Consider the following 21,740-nt stretch of genomic DNA (forward strand, 5'->3'; position numbering starts at 1 on the left):
GGGGCGGCGATGCCCGTGCCACCGGCACCCCGGCTCTCGGTGCAGTCGCTGAACGTGACGTTCGGCGCCACCCGGGTGCTGCACGACGTCGACGTCGTCGTCGCTCCGGGCGAGATCCACGGCCTCGTCGGCCAGAACGGCTCGGGCAAGTCGACGTTCGCGAAGGTGCTCACGGGACTGAACCTCCCCGATGAGGGCGCCGTGGTCGCCATCGACGGCTCGCCGTTGCCGCTGCCGATCCGCCCGCACCAGGCTCGCGACTACGGCATGTCGGTCGTGCACCAGAACCTCGGGCTCGTGCCCGAGATGACCGTGCTCGAGAACATGCGCATGGGCCGCCTCGAGGGCCACGGCCTCTTCCGCCGCATCGACTGGGCGAAGGAGCGCGCCGAGGCGATGCTCGCCTTCGAGCGCATCGGCCGGCTCGTGCCGCTCGACTCCCGGGTCTCGTCGCTCAGTGAAGAGGACCGCACCGCGGTCGCGATCGCACGAGTGCTGCAGGATGCCACGCCGGGCGCCGGCCTCATCATCTTCGACGAGTCGACCCGCGCGCTCGGTCGCCGCGCGCTCGAGAACTTCTACCAGGACCTCGACGACATCGTCGCCACCGGCACCTCGGTGCTGCTCATCACGCACCGCCTCGAAGAGATCGTCGACGGCGCCGACAGCGTCACGGTGCTGCGCGACGGCCGCGTCGTCGAATCCGCTCGGCCGGTCGAGGGGCTCACCGAGGCCGAGCTGACCACGCTCATCCTCGGCCGCACGATCATCGACCTCGGCGAGCGCATCGTGCACGAGCGCCATGACGACACCCCCGAGCTGCGCGTCACGGGCCTCACCGGCCTGCGCCTGCGCGAGCTCTCGTTCTCGCTGCACCAGGGCGAGGTGCTCGGCATCACCGGCATCGGCGGATCGGCGTACGACGACGTGCCCTACCTCCTCGCCGGAGTCACCCCGGCCGAGGCCGGCACGATCGAGCTGCCCGACGAGACGATCGAGCTCACGGGGCTCGACCCCGCTCGCGCCATCGAGCACGGCATCGCGATCGTGCCGCAGGGCCGCGAGCACGCGGGCCTCGCGATGAGCGAGACCGTGCTCGAGAACGCGGCGTTCCCGCAATCGGCCCGCCGTCGCCCGCTCTCGCGACTGCAGCTCGCATCGGAGCGAGCGCTCGTCGACGACTGGATCGAGCGACTCGACGTGCGCCCGCCGCGGGCGGACGCGATCGTCGGCACCTTCAGCGGCGGCAACGCCCAGAAGGTCTTCATCTCGAAATGGCTCGCGACCGATCCGCGGATGCTGCTGCTGCACGAGCCGACCCAGGCGGTCGACGTCGGCGCCCGGCAGACGATCGTCGAGGCCGTGCGCTCCGCCGCGGAGGATCGCTTCGTCATCGTCGCCGGGTCGGATGAGAACGAGCTCGCGCTCCTCTGCGACCGAGTGCTCGTGCTCGTCGACGGCCGCATCGACCAGGAGCTCACGGGCGAGCTGTCGCCCGACCGCATCGTCGAGGCGATCTACTCGGGCAGCGCTCGCGCGAAGCTGCGCGACCGCTCGCTCACGGGCAGACTCGATGCACCCGCCCCAGAGGAGGAACGACCGTGACCGCAGATGCAGGAGCAGACGCAGGCGCAGACACCAGTGCAGACACCGGCACCGGCGCAGCCGACGAGCAGCTCGACGGCTTCTTCTCCGCCGCGCGGGTGACCGCGCGCGACGAGGCGATCGAGCTCGCCGGCACCGACTTCCGCCGGTTCCTCTACGACCACGACGACGAGACGCTCGCGCCGTGGCGGGGCATGGGCTACCAGGAGTTCTCCGACGCGCGCCGCGACGACCGGTTCCTGCAGGCGCTGCTCGACGAGTGGAACGCGGAGCTCGACGAGCCCTTCGCCGGCGTCACCTCCGACGGAGTCGTACGCCCCGGGCTCTATGATCTGGCCGAGCGCGGCGACGACGCCGAGCTCGTCGCGGCGGCCGAGGGTGCGCTCGCGACGTTGACCGACGAACAGCGCGAGGCATTCCGGCATCCGCTCGACTCGAAGGAGTGGCGGGCGTGGAGCAACCCCGAGTTCGTCTTCCACCGCGTGGGCCTGCGACTCGAAGACCTCTCCGAGGAGCAGGTCGCCGCGATGCTCGGGCTCGTCGAGGCGTCGCTGAGCGCCGAGGGGTACGAGCGCGTGCGCGAGGCGATGCAGCTGAACGGATTCCTCGGCGAGCTCGTCGACCTGCCGACCATCCTGAACGACCGCAGTTACTGGGTAGCGCTCTACGGCGATCCGGTCGCGGGCGGCGCGTGGGGCTGGCAGCTGTTCGGCCACCACGTCGCCGTGCACTTCGTCACCGTCGCGGGCCGTCACGTCGTCGCGCCCGTCTTCCTCGGCGCCGAGCCCGCGCTCTCCGACGGCGAACGGCCGCCGATCTTCGAGGCGCGCGAAGAGACCGCGCTCGAACTCGCGGCCTCGCTCACCGACGAGCAGCGGGCGGCCGCGGTCGTCTACGCCTCGGTGCTCGACCCGAAGATGCCCGCGGGGCGCCTGCACCCGGCCGACGAGCGGCACGTCGCCGGCGCGTTCCACGACAACCGGCTCATCCCGTACGAGGGCATCTCGGCGTACGACCTCGACGACGAGCAGTGGGCGCTGCTGCTCGACCTCGTCGAGGACTACCTGCTGCTGCTGCGCCCCGACCAGCGCAGGCTCACTCGCGCCGACGTCGAGGAGCACCGCGACGAGACCTGGTTCGCCTGGTACGGCGGCACCGACGGCACACAGCCGTTCTACTTCCGCATCCAGAGCCCGGTGATCGTCGCCGAGCTCGACCACCACGCCGGCGTGTGGCTGAACAACCGGGTGCCGCAGCGCTTCCACGTGCACTCGACCCTGCGGCTGCCGAACGGCAACGACTACGGCCGCGCCTACGTCGAGCAGTGGCGCGCGCGACAGGGCGACACGCAGGCCTGACTGGCTCGTTCACCGCACCCGCATCACGCGCCCTGCACCACCGCACCCTGCACCACCGCACCACCGCACCACGAGGAGCCAGACATGCTGCCCACCACGAACTTCGACCCGCCCTTCGCGATCACCCGCGCGAGCCACGTCTCGCTCGCGGTCACCGACCTCGAGGCGAGCCGTGACTTCTACCGCGACGTCATCGGGCTCGTCGTGACCGAGGAGGCCGGCGACGTCGTGTACCTCCGCGGGCTCGAGGAGGCGGCGCACCACTCGCTCGTGCTCGAACGCGCCGACGAGGCGAAGGCGCTGCGCGTCGGCCTGCGGGTGCGGGAGGGCCGCGACATCCTCGCCGCCGAAGCCTGGTGCCGGTCGAACGGTGTCGAGCATGAACGTGTCGAGCGCCCGCACCAGGGGCCAACGCTGCAATTCACCGACGCGGTCGGCACGCGCATGGAGCTCACCTCGTCGATGGCGCAGGTGCCGCGCAAGATGCAGGAGTTCCACGAGTTCGTCGCGGGCGCGCCGCAGCGCCTCGACCACTACCAGGTCGTCACCTACGACGTGCAGGCGGCGACCGACTTCTGGACAGGCCTCGGCATGCGCATGTCGGAGTACACCGCGACCGATGGCACCGACGAGCTGTGGGGCACGTGGATGGAGGTCAAGGGCAACACCCACGACCTCGTCTTCACCAACGGCCGCGGCCCGCGGTTGCACCACTTCGCCTACACGGTGCCCGACGCGACCGCCCTGCTGCATGCAGCGGATGTCGCGGGCTCACTGGGCTTCGGCGACGAGATCGATCGCGGCCCCGGCCGTCACGGCATCTCGAACGCGCTGTTCCTCTACCTGCGCGACCCCGACCAGCACCGCGTCGAGCTCTTCACGACGCACTACCAGTTCATCGACCTCGAAGACCAGCCGATCCGCTGGGACGTGAGCAACCCCCGTCGCGCGCAGCTCTGGGGCATGCCGGCCTCGCGCCGCTGGTTCTTCGAGGCGAGCGAGTTCCCGGGGGCCGAAGTGCACGACCCGCTGCTGCAGGCGACGCCCGCGACGCTCGAAGACGTGCTCAGCCTGCACTGACGGTCGTTCCGCCGCGCCTCGCGTGTGCAGCGGCACGTCGGCGGCGCACTCATCGCTGCGCGCTACAACAGCCAGTACTCGCCGACCGGGTCGCGGGCCGGCTTCAAGCCGAACCGCTCCGAGGGCTTCGCGCCGTGCAGCACGACGCCGAACAGGTCGCCGATCACGCTGCGGTTGGTGCAGAAGTACGCGTGGCCGAGGCGATCGTCGCGCTGGTCGTCGACGACGATGTCGGTCACGACCACGGTCTCCATCGGTGCGATCAGGATGACGCCGTCGGTGATCTGGCCTGCTCGGCCCGCCCGGTGGATGCGGTCGGAGAAATCGAGGGCGGTGTCGACGCCGCACGCGTACAGCGTGAGGCGTGGCGGCGCGACATCCGTGCCCGCACCGGCCGCTGCCGCGAGCGCCGTGTTGAAGTCCGTGATGAACTGCCGGAAGGTTCCCGCATCGATGTCGGGCGCCGCGAACACCAGTTCGCGCAGCGGCGTCGCATAGTCGTTGGCGCCGCGCACCAGGCGTTCGAGGGCGCCGGTGGTCGCGCGATTGCCCATGCTGTGCGCGACGACGTGGATGCGGCGGGCACCCGTCTCGGTCATCAACCGCTCGAGCACATGCGCGAGGTGCGGCACCGACCAGGCGACGGATGCCTCGTCGGCCGTGTACGCGAGCGTCTTGCCGCGCGACGGCCACGAGAAGAGCACCGGGAGCCCGCGGAACTCGAGATCGTAGGTGAACTGGGCGGCCCGCAGGGCGGCCTGTTCCCATGAGGTGTTGTAGCCGTGCACGAAGAGCAGGATGTCGTCACTCGTGTCGGCCGGGTCATCCGATTCAGGGCCCGAGACCTCGGCACGGATGCTGGCGAGCCACTCCGTCTCGTCGAGTTCGCGCACCTCCTGCACGATGAGGTGCTTGTCGGGATTGGCCCGGAACTCGAGCTTGAACAGCTTCGGCTTCTCGAGGTGGCCCTTGCGGTGGCTGTCGGGGATGCTCACCGTGACCTGGCCGTAGCTGAGCGCGCCGAGGCCGTCGGCACCGGCGTTGCGTCCGGTTCCGAACCGTTCGGCTGCGGGCGCATCGCGAACGTGCTCGCGATCGGTCGCGAACCAGACCGGCACGCGAACGTGGCGCGCGTTGGAGGCACGTGAGGCTCCGGCCGACCTTGCGAACGGGTCGTAGGGTTCGAGGCGAACGGGCGGGACCTCCTCTTGTTGCTGTTGCTGTTGCTGTTGCTGTTGCTGTTGCTGTTCTTGCTGCTGCTGCTGCTGCTGCTGTTCGTGTTGTTGTTGTTGTTGTTGTTGTTGTTGTTGTTGCTGCTGCTGCTGTTCTTGTTGCTGCTGCTGCTCCTGCTGTTGCTGTTGTTGCTGCTGCTGCTCCTGTTGCTGCTGAGGTGGCGCTTCGGCCTCGACCTCGCGCATCGGCCTGCCACCGACCCAGACGACGTCGCGGTCGCTGAAGTCGTCGGTCGCACCCAGCTCGCGCAGTCGAGAGGGGCGGAGGAACGTGCGCGACCATGTCGCGTTCGCGGCCGCGGATCGGAGGAACCACGGGGGCTCGGCCGCGTCGACGTCGAACTCGGCGATGCTCGCGAACGACTCCGTGTCCGCGACGAGGGCGACGACCTCGGGCCGCCACGGCCAGCCCGACGGATGCAGCGCGCTCCAGCTCAGCAGCAGTGCCGCGATCTCGCGAGCCTCGTCGTCCGTCGTCTCGGTCTCATCGTCGAGGAGCCTGAGGAGCGCAGTCAGGTCGGCCTCGAGCGCCGGCATGCGCTCGCCGGCGAACTCGGCGATCCTCGGGAGCAGCATCGCAACGTCCGCTTGGACTCGATCGAGCTCACGGTCGTACGAATCGCCGTTCATGGCTGACCTTCTTCCACTCGACGCCGTCGGCTCAGGGATCCCGCGACAGCGTGCAGCTCACCGTGTAGGTGCCGTCGGAGATGGTGTCGAAGACGGTGACCGCCACCGTGCGCTTGCGCTCGGGCGGCTCGTTGGGGCTGAGCCCCGCGATCGTCCACGAGGTCACGCCGTGCGCGGCCCCGAGGTCATCGGGGTCCTCGATGACGAGGTCGAGGGTCTCGGTGAAGCCGACCGACTTGCTCGTGCCTCCGCGCTGCGTCACCTCGAACCAGATCTTCTCCATCATGCCGGGCCAGTCCTCGCCGGTGTCGGCGTCGTCCCAGTCGGTCGTGAGCAGCTTCTCGCCGTCGATCCACATCTCGAACACCGGCTCGTCCTCACCCGGCCAGTCCGGCCCCGACTCGTCGGCGACGTGCACGGTGAATCCCTTGTCGAGCCGCAGGTAGCTCACCGGGGTCGACCAGCGGATGACCTGCCCGGTGTCGGCGTCGCTGTCGCGGCGAACGGTGATGAACAGCTCGTCGTCGGAGCTCGCGGTGAAGTCGTGCGTGAGCACGCCCGAACCCGAGTCGTCGCCGAGCGGGCTGCTCGCGGCATCCAGCGCCTCGATGGTTCCCGACCCTCTCGGCTGCTCGACGGTCACGGACTCCTGCCGCGATTTGCCGATGAGCGTCTCGATCGTCTTCAACCGGAACCACGCGGTGTCGTCGTCGCCCAGCCGCTGGTTCTCGGGGAACGGCACGGGCACGTCGAGGTGGGGCGGCAACGCGATCGCGGTGGCCTTGCTGTCGCCGAGGTGCTCGAGCACGATGAGCACGCCGCCGCCCGGGTTGCCGCTCTTCGTACGCATCGAGACGAGCAGCGGCGAGCGGTTGACGTAGGTCGAGCCCTCGTCGCCGACCTGTCGCTCGAGCTCGCGGTAGATGTTCTCGACGGCCGGCGGCACGTCGGAGACCGACAGCGAGTCGAGCCGGGTCAGGGGCCGTGAGATGTCGTCGGCGGCGTGCACCTCGACGACGAGCGACGGGCTGTGGTGGAACGTGTACGTGCCCGGCCGGCGAAGCCAGGCCCAGGACCGCCCGCCTTCGACGGCGATGTCGGGCTGCACGAACGTGGCCAGGGAGGTCTGCGGCTGCCCGGGACCCGAGGTGCCCGCGCTCGGTCCGACGGCGTCGATATCGACCGCCGAGGTCGGCTGGCAGTGGTCGTCGCGCACCTGGATCAGCGCTTCGAGCGCGTAGTGGTCGGAGGTGTCGCGGTGCCCGACCCGCATGTGGTGGGCGACGAGGTCGACGCCGTCGATCGTCTTGAACCGGCAGATGTAGTCGAGCCGCTGCTCGGCCTGCGTCTCGCGGTTGCGATTGGTGAGGCCGGGGTCGAGGTCCTGCGACATCCCCGGCGGGCGCATCTCGATCCAGCTGTCGGCGAAGAGCTCGCCGAACGGGTCGCCCGGGGTGTCGAAGATGTCGAACCACTCGTTGCTCGTTGCGTCGAGGTCGCCGCGGATGTTGAGGTCGCCGGCCACGATCACGTTCTGCCAGTTGTTCGGCGACGAGCCGAGCACCTCGGCGACGAGGTCGCGGATCTCGGCGAGCTGGTTCTTGCGCACGTCGCGGTACTGCTCCTCGGTGTCGTAGGCGGCCTGCAGGTGGGTGAACACCAGCGTCGTGATCTCGGCGGGCCGGCCCACCTGCACGAGCACGGCGGCCTTCGATGCCCAACTGTCGGCGCCCGCGTCATCCGCGTAGAAGCGCTCACGTCGGTCGCCGCCGCCCGGCAGCGTGAGGAACGGGAGCTGCGAGAACACCATGAGCCCCGCGTCCTCCTCGAGGTCGCCCTCGTGCACCGATTCGATCACGTGGGGCCATTTCGCCTTCAGCTCGGCGATCAGCACGGCGCGGGCGTCTTCGCTGAACACCTCGTTGAGGGCGAGCACGTCGGGCCGCTCCTTCGGCTTGATCTTGAGCAGGTCGGCGGCGACGGCCTCGGCGCGTGCGATCGAATCGGCGGCGCCACCGGGCAGCAGGCCGGCGATGCCGGCGGGCACGCTCACCGTGCCCTCGCTGACCCCGGCGATCACGGGCAGCAGCTGCACGTTGAACGTCATGAGACGGAGCGGTCGCATCAGCGCACCGCCTTCGGTCGCTCGGCCGACGCGTCGGCATCGACGGTTCGGTTCCGGTGAGCTGTTCGCAGTCGCATGGCGTCCGCCTTCCCCTCATGGCGGTGTCACCGTACTGCCGCGCACGGGCGTCGTCCTCAGGGTTGTCCCTGCCCGTTCGCCGGGCTGTCGGCCGGCGCCGTACTCGGCTACCGTGGCGCCCATGCAGAGCGATGCGGCAGCGAACTCGCCCGGAACGCCAGCCGAGGTGGCGCGGCGTCTGATCGAGCAGAACACCTACGTCACCCTCGCCACGAGCGACGGCGCCGGGCGCCCATGGGCGAGCCCCGTCTGGTTCGCGCCGCGCGGCCTCGCGGAGTTCTACTGGGTGTCGCGAACCGGCCGACGGCACTCGCGCAACATCGAGGCGCGCCCCGAGGTGGCGCTCGTGGTCTTCGACTCGACGGCGCCCGTCGGTCATGCCGAGGCCGTGTACGTCGATGCGGTCGCCGGCCAGGTCGACGACGTCGACCTCGCGGCCGCGCTCGCGGTCTACAGCGGGCGCTCGATCGAGCGAGGGCTGCCGGCTTGGGATGCCTCGGCGGTGACCGGTGATGCGCCGCACCGCCTCTACGTGGCGCGCGCGATCGACGTGTTCGTGCTCGACGAGACCGAAGGGCGGGTCAGCGTTCCGGTGAGGTGAACGGCCGACCGGTCTCTCGCCGGCTGGGTGTCTTCGGGGTTTCGCTTCGTCCCGACTGCGTATGCCAGTTCACCCTCAGCGCTGAGGCGGAACTGGCATACCCGCTCGGTGACTCGTCTCTGCAACGCCAGCGGCGGGCTCCACCGCCTGGACGTGGCGCGCGCGATCGACGTGTTCGTGCTCGACGAGACGGAAGGGCGGGTCAGCGTTCCGGTGAGGTGAACAGCCGACCCGCCCCTTGTCTCATGCCTCAGCGAGCGAGTTGCACGAGCAGCGCTTCGGAGAGCGCGATCGCCGCCGCACGGTCAGCTCCGCTCACGTTGAACCAGTCCTGACCGATTCTGAGATCCACCGCGCACTGCGTGCCGTATTCGTCATCGCATCGAACTACGGCTTCGTCGTCGGAGTGGAGTCCTCCCAGTGACACTGGGGTAGAGCTGCCGGCCAGGAGCATCCGCTCGAACGCCCAGCGCCCTCCGTGCGCGACGTTCACGTGCGCGAACGTGGCGTCGAGGTCGGGTAGTCCCCATGAGCATCCCACGTCGCCGGCATGCCAGCGCGCCTCCGCCCACTGGCTCCACCCGCCACCGCCCCGGCCATGAGGCACAGCTTCGGATTCTGCGGTGGCGGCCCGCACAGCCTCGATCGGGATGATGGTGTCGCACTCGAGTTGGACGCCCGCGGGTGCGCTGGGACCCGCAGCCGGACCCGCCGCGCTCACCGCCGCGATGACCCCGTCGACGAAGGGATCCCAGCCCGACGAATCGACCGCATTCGGTTCTCCGGCGAGCGCTTCGATCTCCACCCACGCATCGCCGACGGCCGCGATCGCGAAGCAGACCGCCTCGCCACAGCCACGATCGTCGCGCGGGAACCCGTAGTTCGTCGCGTTGACGCTCCACCCTTCCGCCGGTCGCGGCAAGATCGAGACCGTGACACCGACGTAGGCGGGGTTCCAGCCGTACTGACTGTTGTAGGCCACTCCGTTCGACCATTCGCACACGGTGCCGCCCTCGGAGAGGATCGACGTGGGCCGCAGGATGTTGATGCCAGCCCCGGAGGCAGTGACGATCGGGTCGACGATGCCGACCTCGGTCGTGAAGAGCCCCGACGCCACGGAGTCGTCGATCAGCGTCGCGCAGTCGAGGCCGTAGCGCGATGCGGGCTGCCCGGGCTCGACGTCGAATTCGGACGGTGTCGGTGTCGGAGTCGGGGTCGGCGTGGCTGATGGGGTGGGTGTCGACGTCGCCACAGGCGCGGCGCCCGGTTCTCCGCCGAATGGCACGACCCCGAAGGCGAATGCAGCTCCAGTGCCGACTCCGAGGAGCAGGAGCACGCCGAGGGTCAGGCCGATGATGCGGTCAGCTCGTGGGGTGCGCTTGGCGGGTGCCGGCGCGGGTTCGTTCGCGACCTGCTCGAGCACGTTGTGCTTCATCGAGACGAGCAGGCGAGTCAGCTCGTCTCCGGTTGGGGGATCAGACCTCATCGAGGGTCACCGCCTTCTTCAATCGGGCCCGGCTTCGGGACACGCGTTGCTTCACGGCGCCGACGCTGAGGCCGAGTCGTTCCGCGGCATCCGCGTAGGGCAGGCCTTCGACGAGGCACAGCTCGCACACCTGCCGGTCGATCGGCTCGAGTCGCGCGATCTCGTCGAGCACCCAGCGCAGCTCGTCGCGTGCGGCGTCGGCGTCGTGCCGGTCGCGCATTACGCCCGCGTGGCTCGAGGAGTTCTCGTCGAACTCGTCGGTTCGGTTGCGTGCCGCCTTGCGGATGAAGTTCATGCCGAGGTACCGGCATGTGACGAGGAGCCACGGAAGCAGTGACGTCTCGGCGATCGTGATCTCGGCCGCCTTGCGCCACACCGTGACGAAGGTGTCCTGCACGATCTCCTCGACGTCGAGCCGGCTCTGGGCGATCGCCCACGCGTACCGGGTCACAGCCGCCGCGTGCCGATCGAACACGATCGGCAACGCCGTGTCGTCGCCGCCCGCCAACCTCCTCAGGAGATCAGCGTCGGTGCCTTCGCTCTCGTCCATGTGCACCTCCTCACATTAGAGATGTCGCAGTACGGCGAAAGGTCACACATGCCTTCGAATTGCGCCGAGATTTCGACCTCGCGGGATGTCGATCTCGCCTGCTGCGGTTCGACGCATGAGTAGAGGCATCCGCTTCTGAAAGCTCGCTCTCATGACGTAGGAGAAGATCGTGTCGACTCCCCGGGCCCTTCGGCCGCTGCGCAACCCCGCCTACCGCTGGCTCGCGGCGGCGCTCGTATCCTCACTCGTCGGGTCCGGCATCTGGCTCGTCGCGCTCGTCTGGCAGATCGTGGCGATCGGCGGCGGCGCGGCCGAGCTCTCGCTCGTCGCGGGTGCGTCGGCGATCGGCATGCTGCTGACGACGCTGCTCGGCGGTGCGCTCGCCGACCGCATCCCGCAGCGGAGGATCCTCGTCGTCGTCGAGGTCGTGCGCACCGCGAGCGTCGGCATCGTCGCGCTCCTGTCGCTCACGGGCACCCTCGCGGTCTGGCAGCTCGCCGCGGTGGCCCTCGTCGGCGGTGTGATGGCCGGGCTGTACTACCCGGCCTACTCGGCGCTGCTGCCGAGCGTCGTGCCCGAAGACCAGCTGCTCGCCGCCAACGGGTTCGAGGGCATGGCCCGGCCCGTGCTCATGCAGGCCGCGGGTCCGGCGCTCGCGAGCGCGCTCATCGCGGTCTCGTCGCCCGGTGCGGCACTCGCCGTGGCCGCGCTGACGGGGGCCGCGGCGGTCGGATTCCTCGTGAAGGTGCCCGACCTGCCGCTGCGGGGCGGACGGCTGGGCGAACCCGCCGGCGAGCACGGCGACCACGGCGAACTGTCCGAGGCGAACAGCGGCGGCTCGCGGCATCCGGCGGTCGCATTGCTCGTCGACGTGCGCGAGGGCTTCGTCTACATGGCCCGCACGCCCTGGCTGCTCGGCACGCTCGGGTTCGCGTCGCTCCTCATTCTGCTGATCATGGGGCCGTTCGAGGTGCTCGTGCCGTTCGTGATCAAGGATGCCGCCGGCGGCGGCCCGCAGGAGCACGCGCTGATCCTCGCGGCGTTCGGCATCGGCGGCGCGGTCGGTTCGATGGTCGTCGCCTCGCTCCGGCTGCCGCGTCGCTACCTGACGGTGATGAACCTGCTGTGGGCATTCGGATGCCTCCCGCTCGCGGTCTTCGGAATGACCGACCAGATCTGGCTCATGGCGATCGCGGCGTTCACCGTCGGCGCGGCGTTCAACGGCGGCGTGGTGATCTGGGGCACGTTGCTGCAGCGCCGGGTGCCGCCGGCCATGCTCGGGCGGGTCTCGAGCCTTGACTTCTTCGTCTCGCTCGCGTTCATGCCCGTGTCGATGGCCATCGCCGGGCCGGCGGGGGAGACGGTCGGGCTGCCCGTGGTGTTCCTGATCGCGGGGGTCGCGCCGGTCGTGATCGGCGTGGTGGCGATCGTGGCGGCGAGGATGACGCGCGACGAGATCGCGAATCCGCTCGATGCGGGCGATGACGCGGTGGCTGACACGGCGACCGATGCCGTGGCCGATGCTGTCGCTGACGCGGGTGATGCGCCTGCCGAGGGTGCGGTTGCCACCGCCGAGGGCCTCGTGCCGGTCGGGGCGTGACCGCGCGCTTCTGCAGCCTCCCAGCCGCGCCCATAGGATCAATGGCATGGCCGGATTCTGGGGCAAGCGCAAGCGTGACGAGCAGGAACTCAACGCTCAAGATGCCGTCTTGGCGCAGCGGGCCGGCAGCGCCCTGGTCGCCGCCGATGAGCGCGTGCGCGTCACCGCCGACGAGCTCGCCTTCGCCGATGCCGAGCTCGGCCACGACGCGACAGCCGAGCTGCGCACCGCGCTCGCCGCGGTGAAGGAGCACCTGGGCGAGGCGTTCCGCCTGAACCAGCTGAACCACGACGAGATTCCCGACACCGCCGAAGAGCTGCGCACGCGCAACGCCCGCATCGTGCAGCTCTGCGATTGGGCCGAAGACGTGCTCGACGAGCACATGTCGACCCTCGCCGACAAGATCGCGCGGGCGCGCCGGGCTCCCGAGATCATCGCCGGAGTGCGAGCGGATGCCGCGCGCCTCCGTCTCCGCATCCCGCAGGCCCGCGACACCATCGACCGACTCGCCGCCCGCTACGCCCCCGAGGCGCTCGCCCAGGTCGAGGCCAACCCCGCGCAGGCCGAGCAGCTGCTCGGATTCGCCGAGCACAGTGCCGGTGTCGCCGAGCGTCGCCGCGAGGCCGGGCAGCGCGAGCAGGCGAACCTCGCGCTCGAGGCCTCGACGGAATCCGTGCGCCGTGCCGCGACCCTGCTCGATGCGGTGGAGACCTTCGAGGTCGAGGCGCTGCGCGCCGAGTCGACGTTGGCCGCGATCGTCGAGGATTCGCGCGGCGACGTGGTCGCCGCGCTCAAGGAGCCGCAGTCGGCCGGGGTCGCCACCGCGATCACCGCGCTGCAGGGTGCCCTCGCCTCCCTTCCAGCGGCCGGGGTCAACACCGACCCGTTCTCCCTGCTGAGTCGCCTGCGCGATGCGAATTCCGGGCTGGATGCCGCGATCGCCGCGGCCCGCGAGCGCGCTGCGCGCCCGATCCCGCCGCTCGAGCACGTGCACCACGCCATCGACGACGCCGATCGGCAGCTCGCGGTCGCTCGCGACGTCATCGCCGGCCACCGCGGCTGGATCGGCGCCGACGCCCGTACCCGCCTCGCGGAGTCCGAGCGCGTGCGCGTCGACCTCGACCGCTTCCTCGGCACACCCGCGGCCACCGTTTCTGTCATCGACGAGGACCACCGCGAGCAAGCGATGCTGATGGCGAGGCGCGTCGCGCACCTCGCGGCCGAGGCGCTGCAGCTCGCGCAACGTGACATCGACTCATCACGACCGCAGGACCGCGGTCAGTGGGGCGGCGACAACTGGGGCGGCGGCGGTCGACGTGGTGGCGGGTCGTCTGACGTGATGGGCGGGATCCTCGGTGGGCTCGTCATCGGGAGCATCCTCGACGGGATGTTCGACTGAGTACAGAGCGCCACTGGCGCCCGGAGAACGTCGATCCATCGACGGACTGTCAGCCCATGCGGCCCCATGCACCGAAGGAGCCACCGGGTGTGGTCTGCGCTGCGCCGATGACCGCATTGCTTGTGATGGCCGTGTACACGCAGAGATATCCCGAGGGGGTTCTCACCGCAGCCGGGTCCGAGAGGGCCCCGGCTCCACCGAATCCGATGGCCTGCCATGATGCGAAGCCACCTCCCGGGACCGTCTGGTTGGTACCGACGGTGACTGATCCCAGCGTGCGGCTGTAGACCACCACGAGGTTGTCTGGAGTGATCAGAACGGCGGGCGATCCGATGAGGTCACCGCGCTTCTCGCCCACGGGAGCCCACCCGCCGAATGCGCCCCCCACCGCCGTCTGGGTTGTGAACGCGATGTTGTTGTCGGCCGCCGCGGAGATCACCGTTGCGATGCCAGTGGACGAGACGACGACGGAGGGGTCGCTCTCCACTCCGGCGCCGTTGATGCCAACGACCGACCATGCTCCGAAGGGGCCGTCGACAGAAGTCTGCATCGTCGTCTTGATCACGCCATCGACGGTTCGCGTGAAGACCTGCAACAGGCCGCTGGGATGCTTCACGATTGCCGGCTTTCCCACCGCCTTGGGGGTGCCGGTGCCCACAGCCGTCCAGGCGCCGAACGCGGAGAGCGGAGCTACCTGGGCGGTGATGCCGACATTGCCGTTGTCCACCGCGGCGAAGATGCAAATGCGCCCGCTCGCCGAGACCACGACGGCCGGCCCGCCGACGATGCCGGCACCACCAACTCCCATCGGCGCCCAACTGCTGAATGCGCCGCCGGCGGCCGACTGGCCGGCGCCCACCACTGTGCCGCCCTGCAGGGCGTAGGCGCCGAGCTGCCCGCCCGGTATCTGGATCACTGCAGGTGTTCCTGCGAGCGTGGCGGCGCCGTAACCAATCTGCGACCAGGCGGGGAACACCCCGCCCGGTGCTGCCTGGTTGGTGCCGTACAGCACCCCGTCGCGGACTTGGTAGAGCGCGATGACACCGTTCGCGAGCATCATCGCGACAGGCGCAAGCTGCCCCCCATTGACGAACTTCGTGAAGTCGACTCGAGTACCACGCGCCGTGAGGCCGTGAATGTGAAGGTGGATGTCGCCGCCGTAGTCGACCCCGCTTGCTGATGCGCCCGACCTGCCGATGATCTGGCCGGCGTTGTAGTGCCCATCAGCCGAGAACGCCGAGAGATGCTGGAAGACGACCGCGGCGAGGTCTCCCGTTCCCTCTCCGGTTTGGCCGGCCAGCTGGCGCGTGACCGGCATATCAAGCGTCAGGATTGCGCGACGCCCGGCAGTACCGACCCAGCCCGCCGCCCACTCACCGGATCCGCCGCTCGTACGAAGAGTGCCCGCTGCAGGTGCGCGCAACGGTGTTCCATACCCAAGCGGATAGTCGGTTCCGCCCAGCGAGTAGCTGAGGTGGTCGAGCCACGTGAACGACACGTTCCATGCGGAGAACGGGTTGTAAAGCGCGCCGCCACCCGCCCAGGCGGGTGCGGCCGGGAGGAGGCTTCCTCCGATGGCGCCGACTCCCGCGATACCCGCCAATCCACCGAGCAGGGACCGTCGGCTGAGCGCTCCCGCCTCACCTCGGGTCGTGTCGGAACCCTTCATCGTGCAGCCTTCTGTGCTGCTTGGCCGATCGGCCGACTGCCAGGAAAGGCTGCGGTGATCGGCATTGCGAGGCAGGTCACGAGAAGTGCCGGCTTGCGAGAATGAGCACAGCGGACAAGCTTCTTCACGTTCCCCCCAAAGGCGTTCGTCCTGTGTGCCCCGAGCACTGGCGCCTTCTCTGCATACTGGATGCCAATCGCCCGAGTGGACGTCTCGGCGCGCCGATGGCAGCGGGATAGTCGACGTGTCGCGACTGACACGGATGCCGCGTCGGCGGTGTCCCCGGTCGATGGAGGCGATGCTGATGGCACGACGCAAGGTCGTGGCGTGCGTGATTCACTTTCGCCGTAGCGTGCTTCGAGCGGCGAACATACGATGGAACATGGCCGGGTTCCGGATCGGGCGCAGACGCCCTGCGCAACTTCTCGAGGTCCACGACGCTGACTTGGCGAAGCAGGCTGGGCAGGTCCTCGTCGTCACAGATGATCGCATTCGAATCGCCGCCGAAGAGCTCGCCTTCGCCGAGGCCGAGCTGGGCGCCGACGCCACCACTCCTCTGATCGGGGTGCTCGTCGAGGTTCGCAGACGCTTGAGTGACGCGTTCCGTCTGAACCGGCTCAATCACGATGCGATCCCCGGCACCGCTGACGAGGTGCGTGCTCGATACCTGCGCATCGTGGAGCTGTGCGGATGGGTCGACGACGCGCTCGAAGAGCACACCTCCGGGCTCGCCGACCGGACGCGGCGGGCGCGGCGTGCTCCCGAGATCATCGCCGGTGTGCGAGCGGACATCGAGAGCCTGTGTCCACTCATCCCTGTCGCCGACGACACCGTCGAACGACTTGCTGCGCGCTATGCCCCCGAGGCACTGAGCCAGATCGAGGCGAACCCCGCGGAGGCCGATCAGCTGCTCGGGTTCGCCGCGCACAGCGTGCGTGTGGCCGAGCGACGGCGATCGGCCGGGCAGCGCGAGCAGGCGAGCGTCGCGCTCGAGGCATCCGTCGAATCGGTGCGCCGAGCTGCGACCCTCCTCGATGCGGTGGAGACCTTCGAGGTGGAGGCGTTGCGAGCGGAGTCCGCGCTGGCTGCGATCGTCGAGGAGTCCCGTCGGGATGTCGCCGCGGCGCTCGAAGAGCCCCGCTCCCGCCGCGTCGCAGACGCGATCGGCGAGCTGCAGGCAGCACTCGCGGCCCTCCCGCCGGCGGGCGTCAACACCGACCCGTTCGCCCACCTGAGCCGACTGCGCGAGGCTCGCGCGGTGTTGGATGCCGCCATCATGTCGGCTCGCGAGCGCGCCTCAGATCTGATTCCACTGGTCGACGACCTGCCCCATGCGATCAAGGACGCAGACCGACAGCTCGACATCGCTCGTGATGCCATCGCCGCCCACCCGGGCTGGATCAGCCCCGAGGCGCTCACGAGGTTGGCCGAATCCGAGCACGCCCGGATCGATCTCGGCCACTTCCTCGGCGGCTCGGGGGCGGTCAACGCCGCAACGGACCAGGAGCGTCGAGAGCAGGTGATCGCCATGGCCCGGCGGGTCGCGTCACTCGCGAGCGAGTGCCTGCAGCGGGCTCGGCACGACATCGAAGCGGCGCGGCGTCATGCTCGACCGCTCGGGTCGCGCGGCCGGGCCGCATCGCTCACCGATGACCGACGCCTCGTCGGCTGATCGGCTCGAGGGATTGCGTTGATCTTCGCTCACCTCGGGCGACGCGAGATGGGCGATGATAATCACCCCAAATTCAACGAACGAAAACGCGAACAGTCCCCCAACTAACGAGGGACGGGACTACGCGTCGCAGGCGATGCCGTCGCCATCTCGGTCGAGGTCGTAGACGTCGGATCCGACAATCCACACTGGCCCCTGGACATAGTCGGGCCCGTTGCCACTTCCTCCAGCACAGTCGACGTCAGACGAGATTGGTACGCAGGCACCTTCGTAGTTCGGGTCGCATCCGTTGTTGGCAGGTGGCGGGGGAGGTGGCTGTCGGGAACCGACCGCAATGACCTCGTTCACCGGCTGCACGGCGATGACTTCTTCGACCACTTCTCGCGAGACCTCAACGCCATCGACCGTAATCACTCGTATCCGAGTAACCTTCTGGCCGTTTGCGCCAGGGGTCGCAACCGCGCTGGTCCCGACGTCAAGCTTCGGGTCGTCGATGGTCGACGACGTGAACGCGATGGGAGCCGGCTCCTCGATGATCGCTTCCTCCCGCACGGGAGTTGGGGTCGGTGTTGGCGTTACCGCACGCGGCGAGCTCGAAGGCGCATCGACGAAGGTCGCGACGTGCGATGCCGGCGGCTGGCTCGCTGCCAGAGCGGCCCCGCCAATGCTTGACGCGAGTATGCCTCCGATGAGAAGCGACACAGCGACCGGGCGTGTGCGAATGCGGAGCCGACCGATTGACCCCTTCACGACAGCGAAAAGGCCGATCGCGCCCGCCGCGAGGCCAGCGATGAGCAGCAGCGCGGCCGGGCCCCAGAAGGCAAGGATAACTACAACAATGACGGAAAAGGTGATGATCGCGGCCTTTAGATTGCCTCTCTGTGTCACGGTCACCGCGGCAACGGGCCCCGCCGGTGCTGGTCCGCGATCGATCACTGCCCCGGTGGTCGAATCAAGATAGAAGTCAGTCCACTGCTGGCCATCCCAGTAGCGCTGCTGGCCCGACCCATCGTCGAACCAGCCTTTCGCAGCTGCGGGCATGGACGTACTCCTTCGGACGGGTCTCCCGCGACGCTAGCCCGTCAAACGTCAAAGAGCGCGCCCCAGTACTGGGGGCATGTTGAGCTCCTTCCCGATGTCGGGCGTTACCTCACCCGCCAGAGAGACCGGTGATATTCCACGTTTGCTGAATCGACACGGTGGTCACGACGCCATCGCAATTGCTCGATCGGGTCATTCGTGTTTGCGTCAATTGCCACCATGTCATTTGAGATGTACATGCCACCGATGTCGAGCTGTGTGTGGTGGTTCGGGCAAAGGCACAACAGGTTGTTGCGATCGTCGCGACCGAGGTGGGGTCGGCCAAGTGGGCGAACATGCGCACCCTCTGCGTACACGCGTCCTTCGAAAGCGCCGACCTGGGTGCCACAAACCTGGCAGGAGTATCCATAGAGCTCTTTGATCGCACGGGACATTGCGGTGTCGCGAATGCGTCGTGAGACGGTCACGTTTCGAAATGAAGGATCGAGCTCAACACGCGGCGCAGGTTCGACCGCCGTCTGTTCTTCGATCGCATCCAAGCGGAACTGGACAACCTGAAAGCCGTCTATACCCTTCTTCGTCCACCAGGATGTGACGCTGTAGAGGCCTGAATAGATGTACCCGTTCGGCGGCGCGAATGGTGAGCCCGTGTGACGGCCGCGGATCACCCGGACGGGAAGCCCTCGAACCCGACTTGTGATGAGGCCGGCGTTCCCAGAAGCATCAGGTGTTTGATCCGCGATCTGGCGTCGCGTGTTCGGGTCGTTTCCTCCATGACCCGTGTAAATGAGGTATGCGCCATGATCTTGATCGTCGACATAGCCGCCGGAGACGACGATCGAGTCTGCGCCTTCCGCGGCAGTGCCACTGATGCCCGCCTGAAGTGGGCGATGGACGAACGCATCGTGCAACTCGCGACGATCGATGAAGAACTGCCCGGCATGAACGCCGTCGGGAGTGCCGAAGAATCGAGCCATGCGTGAACCGTATTCGCTGCTGTTGTAACGACGCGCTCAACACGCCCGAGGCGTTGGCGAGACCAGAGTGCCTTCGGTACGAGGCCCCGCGTCTAGTGACTCGAGCGGGCGACAAGTGCGGCAACTGCTGGAAGGTCTGGCGCCGCCCAGTCGAGACTTACGAGCTCATTCAGGTCGAACCAACCAAGCCGATCGTGGTCGGTACTTTGAACTGGTCGACTGTCGAGGAGGGTCACTTCGTACGTGGCTAAATCGATGATGATGTCACCAACTCTCGTTTGAGATCGGTCCACCAGATCACCGACTGCCACATCGACCTCAAGCTCCTCATACAGTTCTCGCGCGAGAGCGGCTCTTGGGTCTTCGCCGACCTCGATTTTTCCGCCGGGGAACTCCCATCTGCCGGCCGCTGCTTTGCCCGGCGCTCGACGGCACGCGAACAGCTGCCCTTTGTCGAAGATCGCACCGGCGACAACCTCAAGCTCGACCGTCATGGCACGAACCTATCGCGTGGTCAGACCGGGATGAACTGACGGAGGTGATTTCGGAGATCCGGATCGCACACGTACACAAAGGTGCCACGGGCGCCGCGCGTGAGCAGGACACCATAGATGTTGCTGACGAGTCGGAGCAGATCGTCGTCGTCGTATTTGATGCCGAGCCGAGGGTTGTTCTCCTTCCCTTTCGTGTCGTGGTAGTTGGCACGATCAAAGATGAGCTTTCGCTGGAGTGGGTCGTAGCGGAGATCAGGCCCGATGATTACGCCGGCGTAGTTGAGGTCGTATCCCTGCACGGTATGAATCGAGCCGACCTCGTCGATAGCGCCTCTTGAGTTGATCCAATCGACCGCGGTGCGGTTCCATTGCAGATGGCACCCGTCCAACTCGATGTCGTACTCCTTCGAGTTCTTCTTGCTCCGCCACGGCCACGCGAATCCTGCTACGAGCCGGGCGAGGCCATCTGCGGCGTCCTTCTCTCGAAGCTGCTGGCACATGTCGAGCAGGTTGTCGTAGAGGCGGAATTCGTAACCAGGGAACTCCTGGTATGAAATGTCCACTGCCGGCTCGGGTGAAAGGATACGGCGGACGTAATCGACATAGTCGGCGCCCCCTCGAACGCGCATTTGAGACCAGAGCGGATAGACCCTGCCCTTTGCCTTCGTTGACCTCACGAGGCCGTTCAACGTCTCGGTCGGAAGATCGGCTGGCCGAACGCGCTGGGCGCTATCAAGCAAGAAGAGTTGGTGTCGGCTCTGGGCGATGATCCAGTCGAGCTGAGTCCAGGACGTATCGTCCGATCCGAAGAGCTGAAGATTGATCTCAGTGAATTTGGCGTTAAGCACGCCTGATGCCTGATTGGCGCGCTGGTTCAGGCGGTGTGTTTCGTCGACGATGAGGATATCGAAGGGGTCAGTGCTTTCGCCGACTTGGAACGGCGACAGCACCATGTCGGCGCTCAGACCTGGTGTTCGGGCGAACACCTGCCTGATTGAAGCGCGCAGCGACTGTTGCGGAACGACGAGCGCGATTCGTAAGTCCTCGAGAAGCTCACGGTGGCCCTCGGCAAAGAACTCCGCGAACATGGAGTCGCCACTGAGGTCCTCGGGGGCGGGGATAGTCGCGATGTCTCGAAGAAGCTTGGTCAGGTAGATCGCGACGATCGTCTTCCCAGTGCCTGGGTCGCCCTGGACAAGGATCGTGCTCGGTTGATCCGTCTCAAGATCGAGGAAGAGCCCTTCGAGGATGTCCTCCATTGCAATCGCCTGATCTGGGGTGAGGGCCTTGAACGGCGAGAGCTTGAACAGATCGCTGTTCATGATCTCCGCCACTGGTCTTTCGAAGACGTTCGCCGCACGGAGCTCTTCGAAGATCTCGTCGAATTTGTCGCGGTAATTGGCTCGGTCGAAGTAGTCGGAATCCGTAATGCCGTCGTTTCGATTCAGCACCCGGTACTTGCCGTCGCCGGCGAGCAATCGAATCAACTGAGACTCAAGGTCGAGGCAGACAGATTTGTTGAAGGTCTCGTCGAGGATGACCCGGACGTCGTCGAGATGCTGCTTCTCTGGAGCGGCAAGATGCTGCCGCATCCGGGCAGCAAGATTGACTGACTCGCCGACGTACACATCACGGGAGCCATTGAGGGTGTAGACCACAGGCCAGTTCGAATAGCGGGCATCGAGGTGAGAGAGCGACCTGACGGATTCGGAAACGAATGGAATGCGTTTGACCCTAGAGTTCGTCATACTTCACAGCCCGACCACGCGCCTTCTCGACGGGATACTTGAGCTTGGTCGACGCCAGCTTTGCGAGGACGATTTCGTTAGGGTCTACCCCGAGTGCGTCCGTGAGCAGAAGACAGTACGTAAGCACATCGGCGAGTTCGGCGTGGACGCGTGTGGGTTCCGGCTCAGCTCCCCATTGGAAGCACTCGAGTAGTTCCCCAGCCTCAATCGCGATGCTCTTCGCAAGGTTCTCCTGAGAGTGGAACTGGCCCCAGTCGCGTTCCGCGACGAAGGACCTCAGTGCGTTGATCACGGCCTCGTCAGTCACGTTGTCACCGTAACAGCGGAGCAATTGCGGGCATCGACCGGCACTCGGCTTGTTTCCACATCTACAGCTGCAGCGTTGCAGTCTCGTT

General features: G+C 67.6%; 17 protein-coding genes. 7 read left to right on the forward strand and 10 right to left on the reverse strand.

Features of this window, described 5'->3' with window-relative positions; all coding sequences use genetic code 11:
• The 3 genes from ACFTQE_RS03120 to hpaD form a co-directional block, all read left to right on the forward strand.
• The coding region (locus ACFTQE_RS03120; protein ID WP_376923675.1) for a sugar ABC transporter ATP-binding protein at positions 1 to 1,605 on the forward strand (1,605 nt) is incomplete at its 5' end.
• Positions 1,602 to 2,963: a DUF3500 domain-containing protein gene (locus ACFTQE_RS03125; protein ID WP_376923676.1), complete on the forward strand. Its 1,362-nt coding sequence runs from the start codon at positions 1,602 to 1,604 to the stop codon at positions 2,961 to 2,963. The genes ACFTQE_RS03120 and ACFTQE_RS03125, both read left to right, overlap by 4 nt.
• A gap of 84 nt (positions 2,964 to 3,047) precedes the next feature.
• On the forward strand, positions 3,048 to 4,043 hold the full coding sequence (hpaD, locus tag ACFTQE_RS03130) for a 3,4-dihydroxyphenylacetate 2,3-dioxygenase (RefSeq protein ID WP_376923677.1): 996 nt from the start codon (positions 3,048 to 3,050) through the stop codon (positions 4,041 to 4,043).
• Positions 4,044 to 4,105: 62 nt separating this feature from the next.
• On the opposite strand, the gene ACFTQE_RS03135 is transcribed toward hpaD, so the two are convergent.
• Both ACFTQE_RS03135 and ACFTQE_RS03140 read right to left on the reverse strand, forming a co-directional pair.
• Positions 4,106 to 5,905 (reverse strand): alpha/beta hydrolase, encoded by a 1,800-nt coding sequence (locus ACFTQE_RS03135; protein ID WP_376923678.1) that lies wholly within the window; start codon positions 5,903 to 5,905, stop codon positions 4,106 to 4,108.
• Between the two features lie 31 nt (positions 5,906 to 5,936).
• The gene (locus ACFTQE_RS03140; protein WP_376923679.1) at positions 5,937 to 8,030 is read right to left on the reverse strand and encodes an endonuclease/exonuclease/phosphatase family protein; all 2,094 of its coding nucleotides are present in this window, start codon (positions 8,028 to 8,030) and stop codon (positions 5,937 to 5,939) included.
• 199 nt (positions 8,031 to 8,229) lie between these two features.
• On the opposite strand from ACFTQE_RS03140, the gene ACFTQE_RS03145 reads away from it, so the two are divergent.
• Positions 8,230 to 8,709: a pyridoxamine 5'-phosphate oxidase family protein gene (locus ACFTQE_RS03145; protein ID WP_376923680.1), complete on the forward strand. Its 480-nt coding sequence runs from the start codon at positions 8,230 to 8,232 to the stop codon at positions 8,707 to 8,709.
• 250 nt (positions 8,710 to 8,959) lie between these two features.
• Here the strand turns inward: ACFTQE_RS03145 and ACFTQE_RS03150 are convergent, their stop codons facing one another.
• Both ACFTQE_RS03150 and ACFTQE_RS03155 read right to left on the reverse strand, forming a co-directional pair.
• Positions 8,960 to 10,195 carry a hypothetical protein gene (locus ACFTQE_RS03150; protein ID WP_376923681.1) on the reverse strand — a complete coding sequence of 412 codons (1,236 nt, stop codon included), beginning with the start codon at positions 10,193 to 10,195 and terminating at the stop codon, positions 8,960 to 8,962.
• On the reverse strand, positions 10,185 to 10,745 hold the full coding sequence (locus ACFTQE_RS03155; protein ID WP_376923682.1) for an RNA polymerase sigma factor: 561 nt from the start codon (positions 10,743 to 10,745) through the stop codon (positions 10,185 to 10,187). Before ACFTQE_RS03155 ends, ACFTQE_RS03150 begins: the two co-directional genes overlap by 11 nt.
• 169 nt (positions 10,746 to 10,914) lie before the next feature.
• On the opposite strand from ACFTQE_RS03155, the gene ACFTQE_RS03160 reads away from it, so the two are divergent.
• Together ACFTQE_RS03160 and ACFTQE_RS03165 are read left to right on the forward strand one after the other, a co-directional pair.
• Positions 10,915 to 12,345 carry an MFS transporter gene (locus ACFTQE_RS03160; protein WP_376923683.1) on the forward strand — a complete coding sequence of 477 codons (1,431 nt, stop codon included), beginning with the start codon at positions 10,915 to 10,917 and terminating at the stop codon, positions 12,343 to 12,345.
• A gap of 46 nt (positions 12,346 to 12,391) precedes the next feature.
• Positions 12,392 to 13,744 carry a hypothetical protein gene (locus ACFTQE_RS03165; RefSeq protein WP_376923684.1) on the forward strand — a complete coding sequence of 451 codons (1,353 nt, stop codon included), beginning with the start codon at positions 12,392 to 12,394 and terminating at the stop codon, positions 13,742 to 13,744.
• A 49-nt stretch (positions 13,745 to 13,793) separates the two neighbouring features.
• Here the strand turns inward: ACFTQE_RS03165 and ACFTQE_RS03170 are convergent, their stop codons facing one another.
• On the reverse strand, positions 13,794 to 15,413 hold the full coding sequence (locus ACFTQE_RS03170; RefSeq protein WP_376923685.1) for a hypothetical protein: 1,620 nt from the start codon (positions 15,411 to 15,413) through the stop codon (positions 13,794 to 13,796).
• A gap of 85 nt (positions 15,414 to 15,498) precedes the next feature.
• Here ACFTQE_RS03170 and ACFTQE_RS03175 point away from each other — a divergent pair, with 85 nt between their 5' ends.
• Positions 15,499 to 17,085: a hypothetical protein gene (locus ACFTQE_RS03175; RefSeq protein WP_376923686.1), complete on the forward strand. Its 1,587-nt coding sequence runs from the start codon at positions 15,499 to 15,501 to the stop codon at positions 17,083 to 17,085.
• A gap of 120 nt (positions 17,086 to 17,205) precedes the next feature.
• Here the strand turns inward: ACFTQE_RS03175 and ACFTQE_RS03180 are convergent, their stop codons facing one another.
• From ACFTQE_RS03180 to ACFTQE_RS03200, 5 genes are all read right to left on the reverse strand, one after another.
• Positions 17,206 to 18,126: a G5 domain-containing protein gene (locus ACFTQE_RS03180; protein WP_376923687.1), complete on the reverse strand. Its 921-nt coding sequence runs from the start codon at positions 18,124 to 18,126 to the stop codon at positions 17,206 to 17,208.
• 104 nt (positions 18,127 to 18,230) lie between these two features.
• On the reverse strand, positions 18,231 to 19,103 hold the full coding sequence (locus tag ACFTQE_RS03185; RefSeq protein ID WP_376923688.1) for a YDG/SRA domain-containing protein: 873 nt from the start codon (positions 19,101 to 19,103) through the stop codon (positions 18,231 to 18,233).
• Positions 19,104 to 19,195: 92 nt separating this feature from the next.
• Positions 19,196 to 19,597: a (deoxy)nucleoside triphosphate pyrophosphohydrolase gene (locus tag ACFTQE_RS03190; protein ID WP_376923689.1), complete on the reverse strand. Its 402-nt coding sequence runs from the start codon at positions 19,595 to 19,597 to the stop codon at positions 19,196 to 19,198.
• A gap of 20 nt (positions 19,598 to 19,617) precedes the next feature.
• On the reverse strand, positions 19,618 to 21,255 hold the full coding sequence (locus tag ACFTQE_RS03195) for a DNA/RNA helicase domain-containing protein (RefSeq protein ID WP_376923690.1): 1,638 nt from the start codon (positions 21,253 to 21,255) through the stop codon (positions 19,618 to 19,620).
• 76 nt (positions 21,256 to 21,331) lie between these two features.
• On the reverse strand, positions 21,332 to 21,652 hold the full coding sequence (locus ACFTQE_RS03200) for a nucleotide pyrophosphohydrolase (protein WP_375835548.1): 321 nt from the start codon (positions 21,650 to 21,652) through the stop codon (positions 21,332 to 21,334).
• Positions 21,653 to 21,740: the final 88 nt, after the last annotated feature.

It is taken from the genome of Agromyces sp. NPDC056965 (assembly GCF_042673425.1).
Lineage (GTDB): Bacteria > Actinomycetota > Actinomycetes > Actinomycetales > Microbacteriaceae > Agromyces.

What these genes read in the sequence shown, in the direction of transcription:
- hpaD (WP_376923677.1), top strand. Translation starts at nt 3,048, where the DNA reads ATGCTGCCCACCACGAACTTCGACCCGCCCTTCGCGATCACCCGCGCG.
- ACFTQE_RS03135 (WP_376923678.1), bottom strand. Translation starts at nt 5,905, where the DNA reads ATGAACGGCGATTCGTACGACCGTGAGCTCGATCGAGTCCAAGCGGAC.
- ACFTQE_RS03140 (WP_376923679.1), bottom strand. Translation starts at nt 8,030, where the DNA reads ATGCGACCGCTCCGTCTCATGACGTTCAACGTGCAGCTGCTGCCCGTG.
- ACFTQE_RS03145 (WP_376923680.1), top strand. Translation starts at nt 8,230, where the DNA reads ATGCAGAGCGATGCGGCAGCGAACTCGCCCGGAACGCCAGCCGAGGTG.
- ACFTQE_RS03150 (WP_376923681.1), bottom strand. Translation starts at nt 10,195, where the DNA reads ATGAGGTCTGATCCCCCAACCGGAGACGAGCTGACTCGCCTGCTCGTC.
- ACFTQE_RS03155 (WP_376923682.1), bottom strand. Translation starts at nt 10,745, where the DNA reads ATGGACGAGAGCGAAGGCACCGACGCTGATCTCCTGAGGAGGTTGGCG.
- ACFTQE_RS03165 (WP_376923684.1), top strand. Translation starts at nt 12,392, where the DNA reads ATGGCCGGATTCTGGGGCAAGCGCAAGCGTGACGAGCAGGAACTCAAC.
- ACFTQE_RS03170 (WP_376923685.1), bottom strand. Translation starts at nt 15,413, where the DNA reads ATGAAGGGTTCCGACACGACCCGAGGTGAGGCGGGAGCGCTCAGCCGA.
- ACFTQE_RS03180 (WP_376923687.1), bottom strand. Translation starts at nt 18,126, where the DNA reads ATGCCCGCAGCTGCGAAAGGCTGGTTCGACGATGGGTCGGGCCAGCAG.
- ACFTQE_RS03185 (WP_376923688.1), bottom strand. Translation starts at nt 19,103, where the DNA reads ATGGCTCGATTCTTCGGCACTCCCGACGGCGTTCATGCCGGGCAGTTC.
- ACFTQE_RS03190 (WP_376923689.1), bottom strand. Translation starts at nt 19,597, where the DNA reads ATGACGGTCGAGCTTGAGGTTGTCGCCGGTGCGATCTTCGACAAAGGG.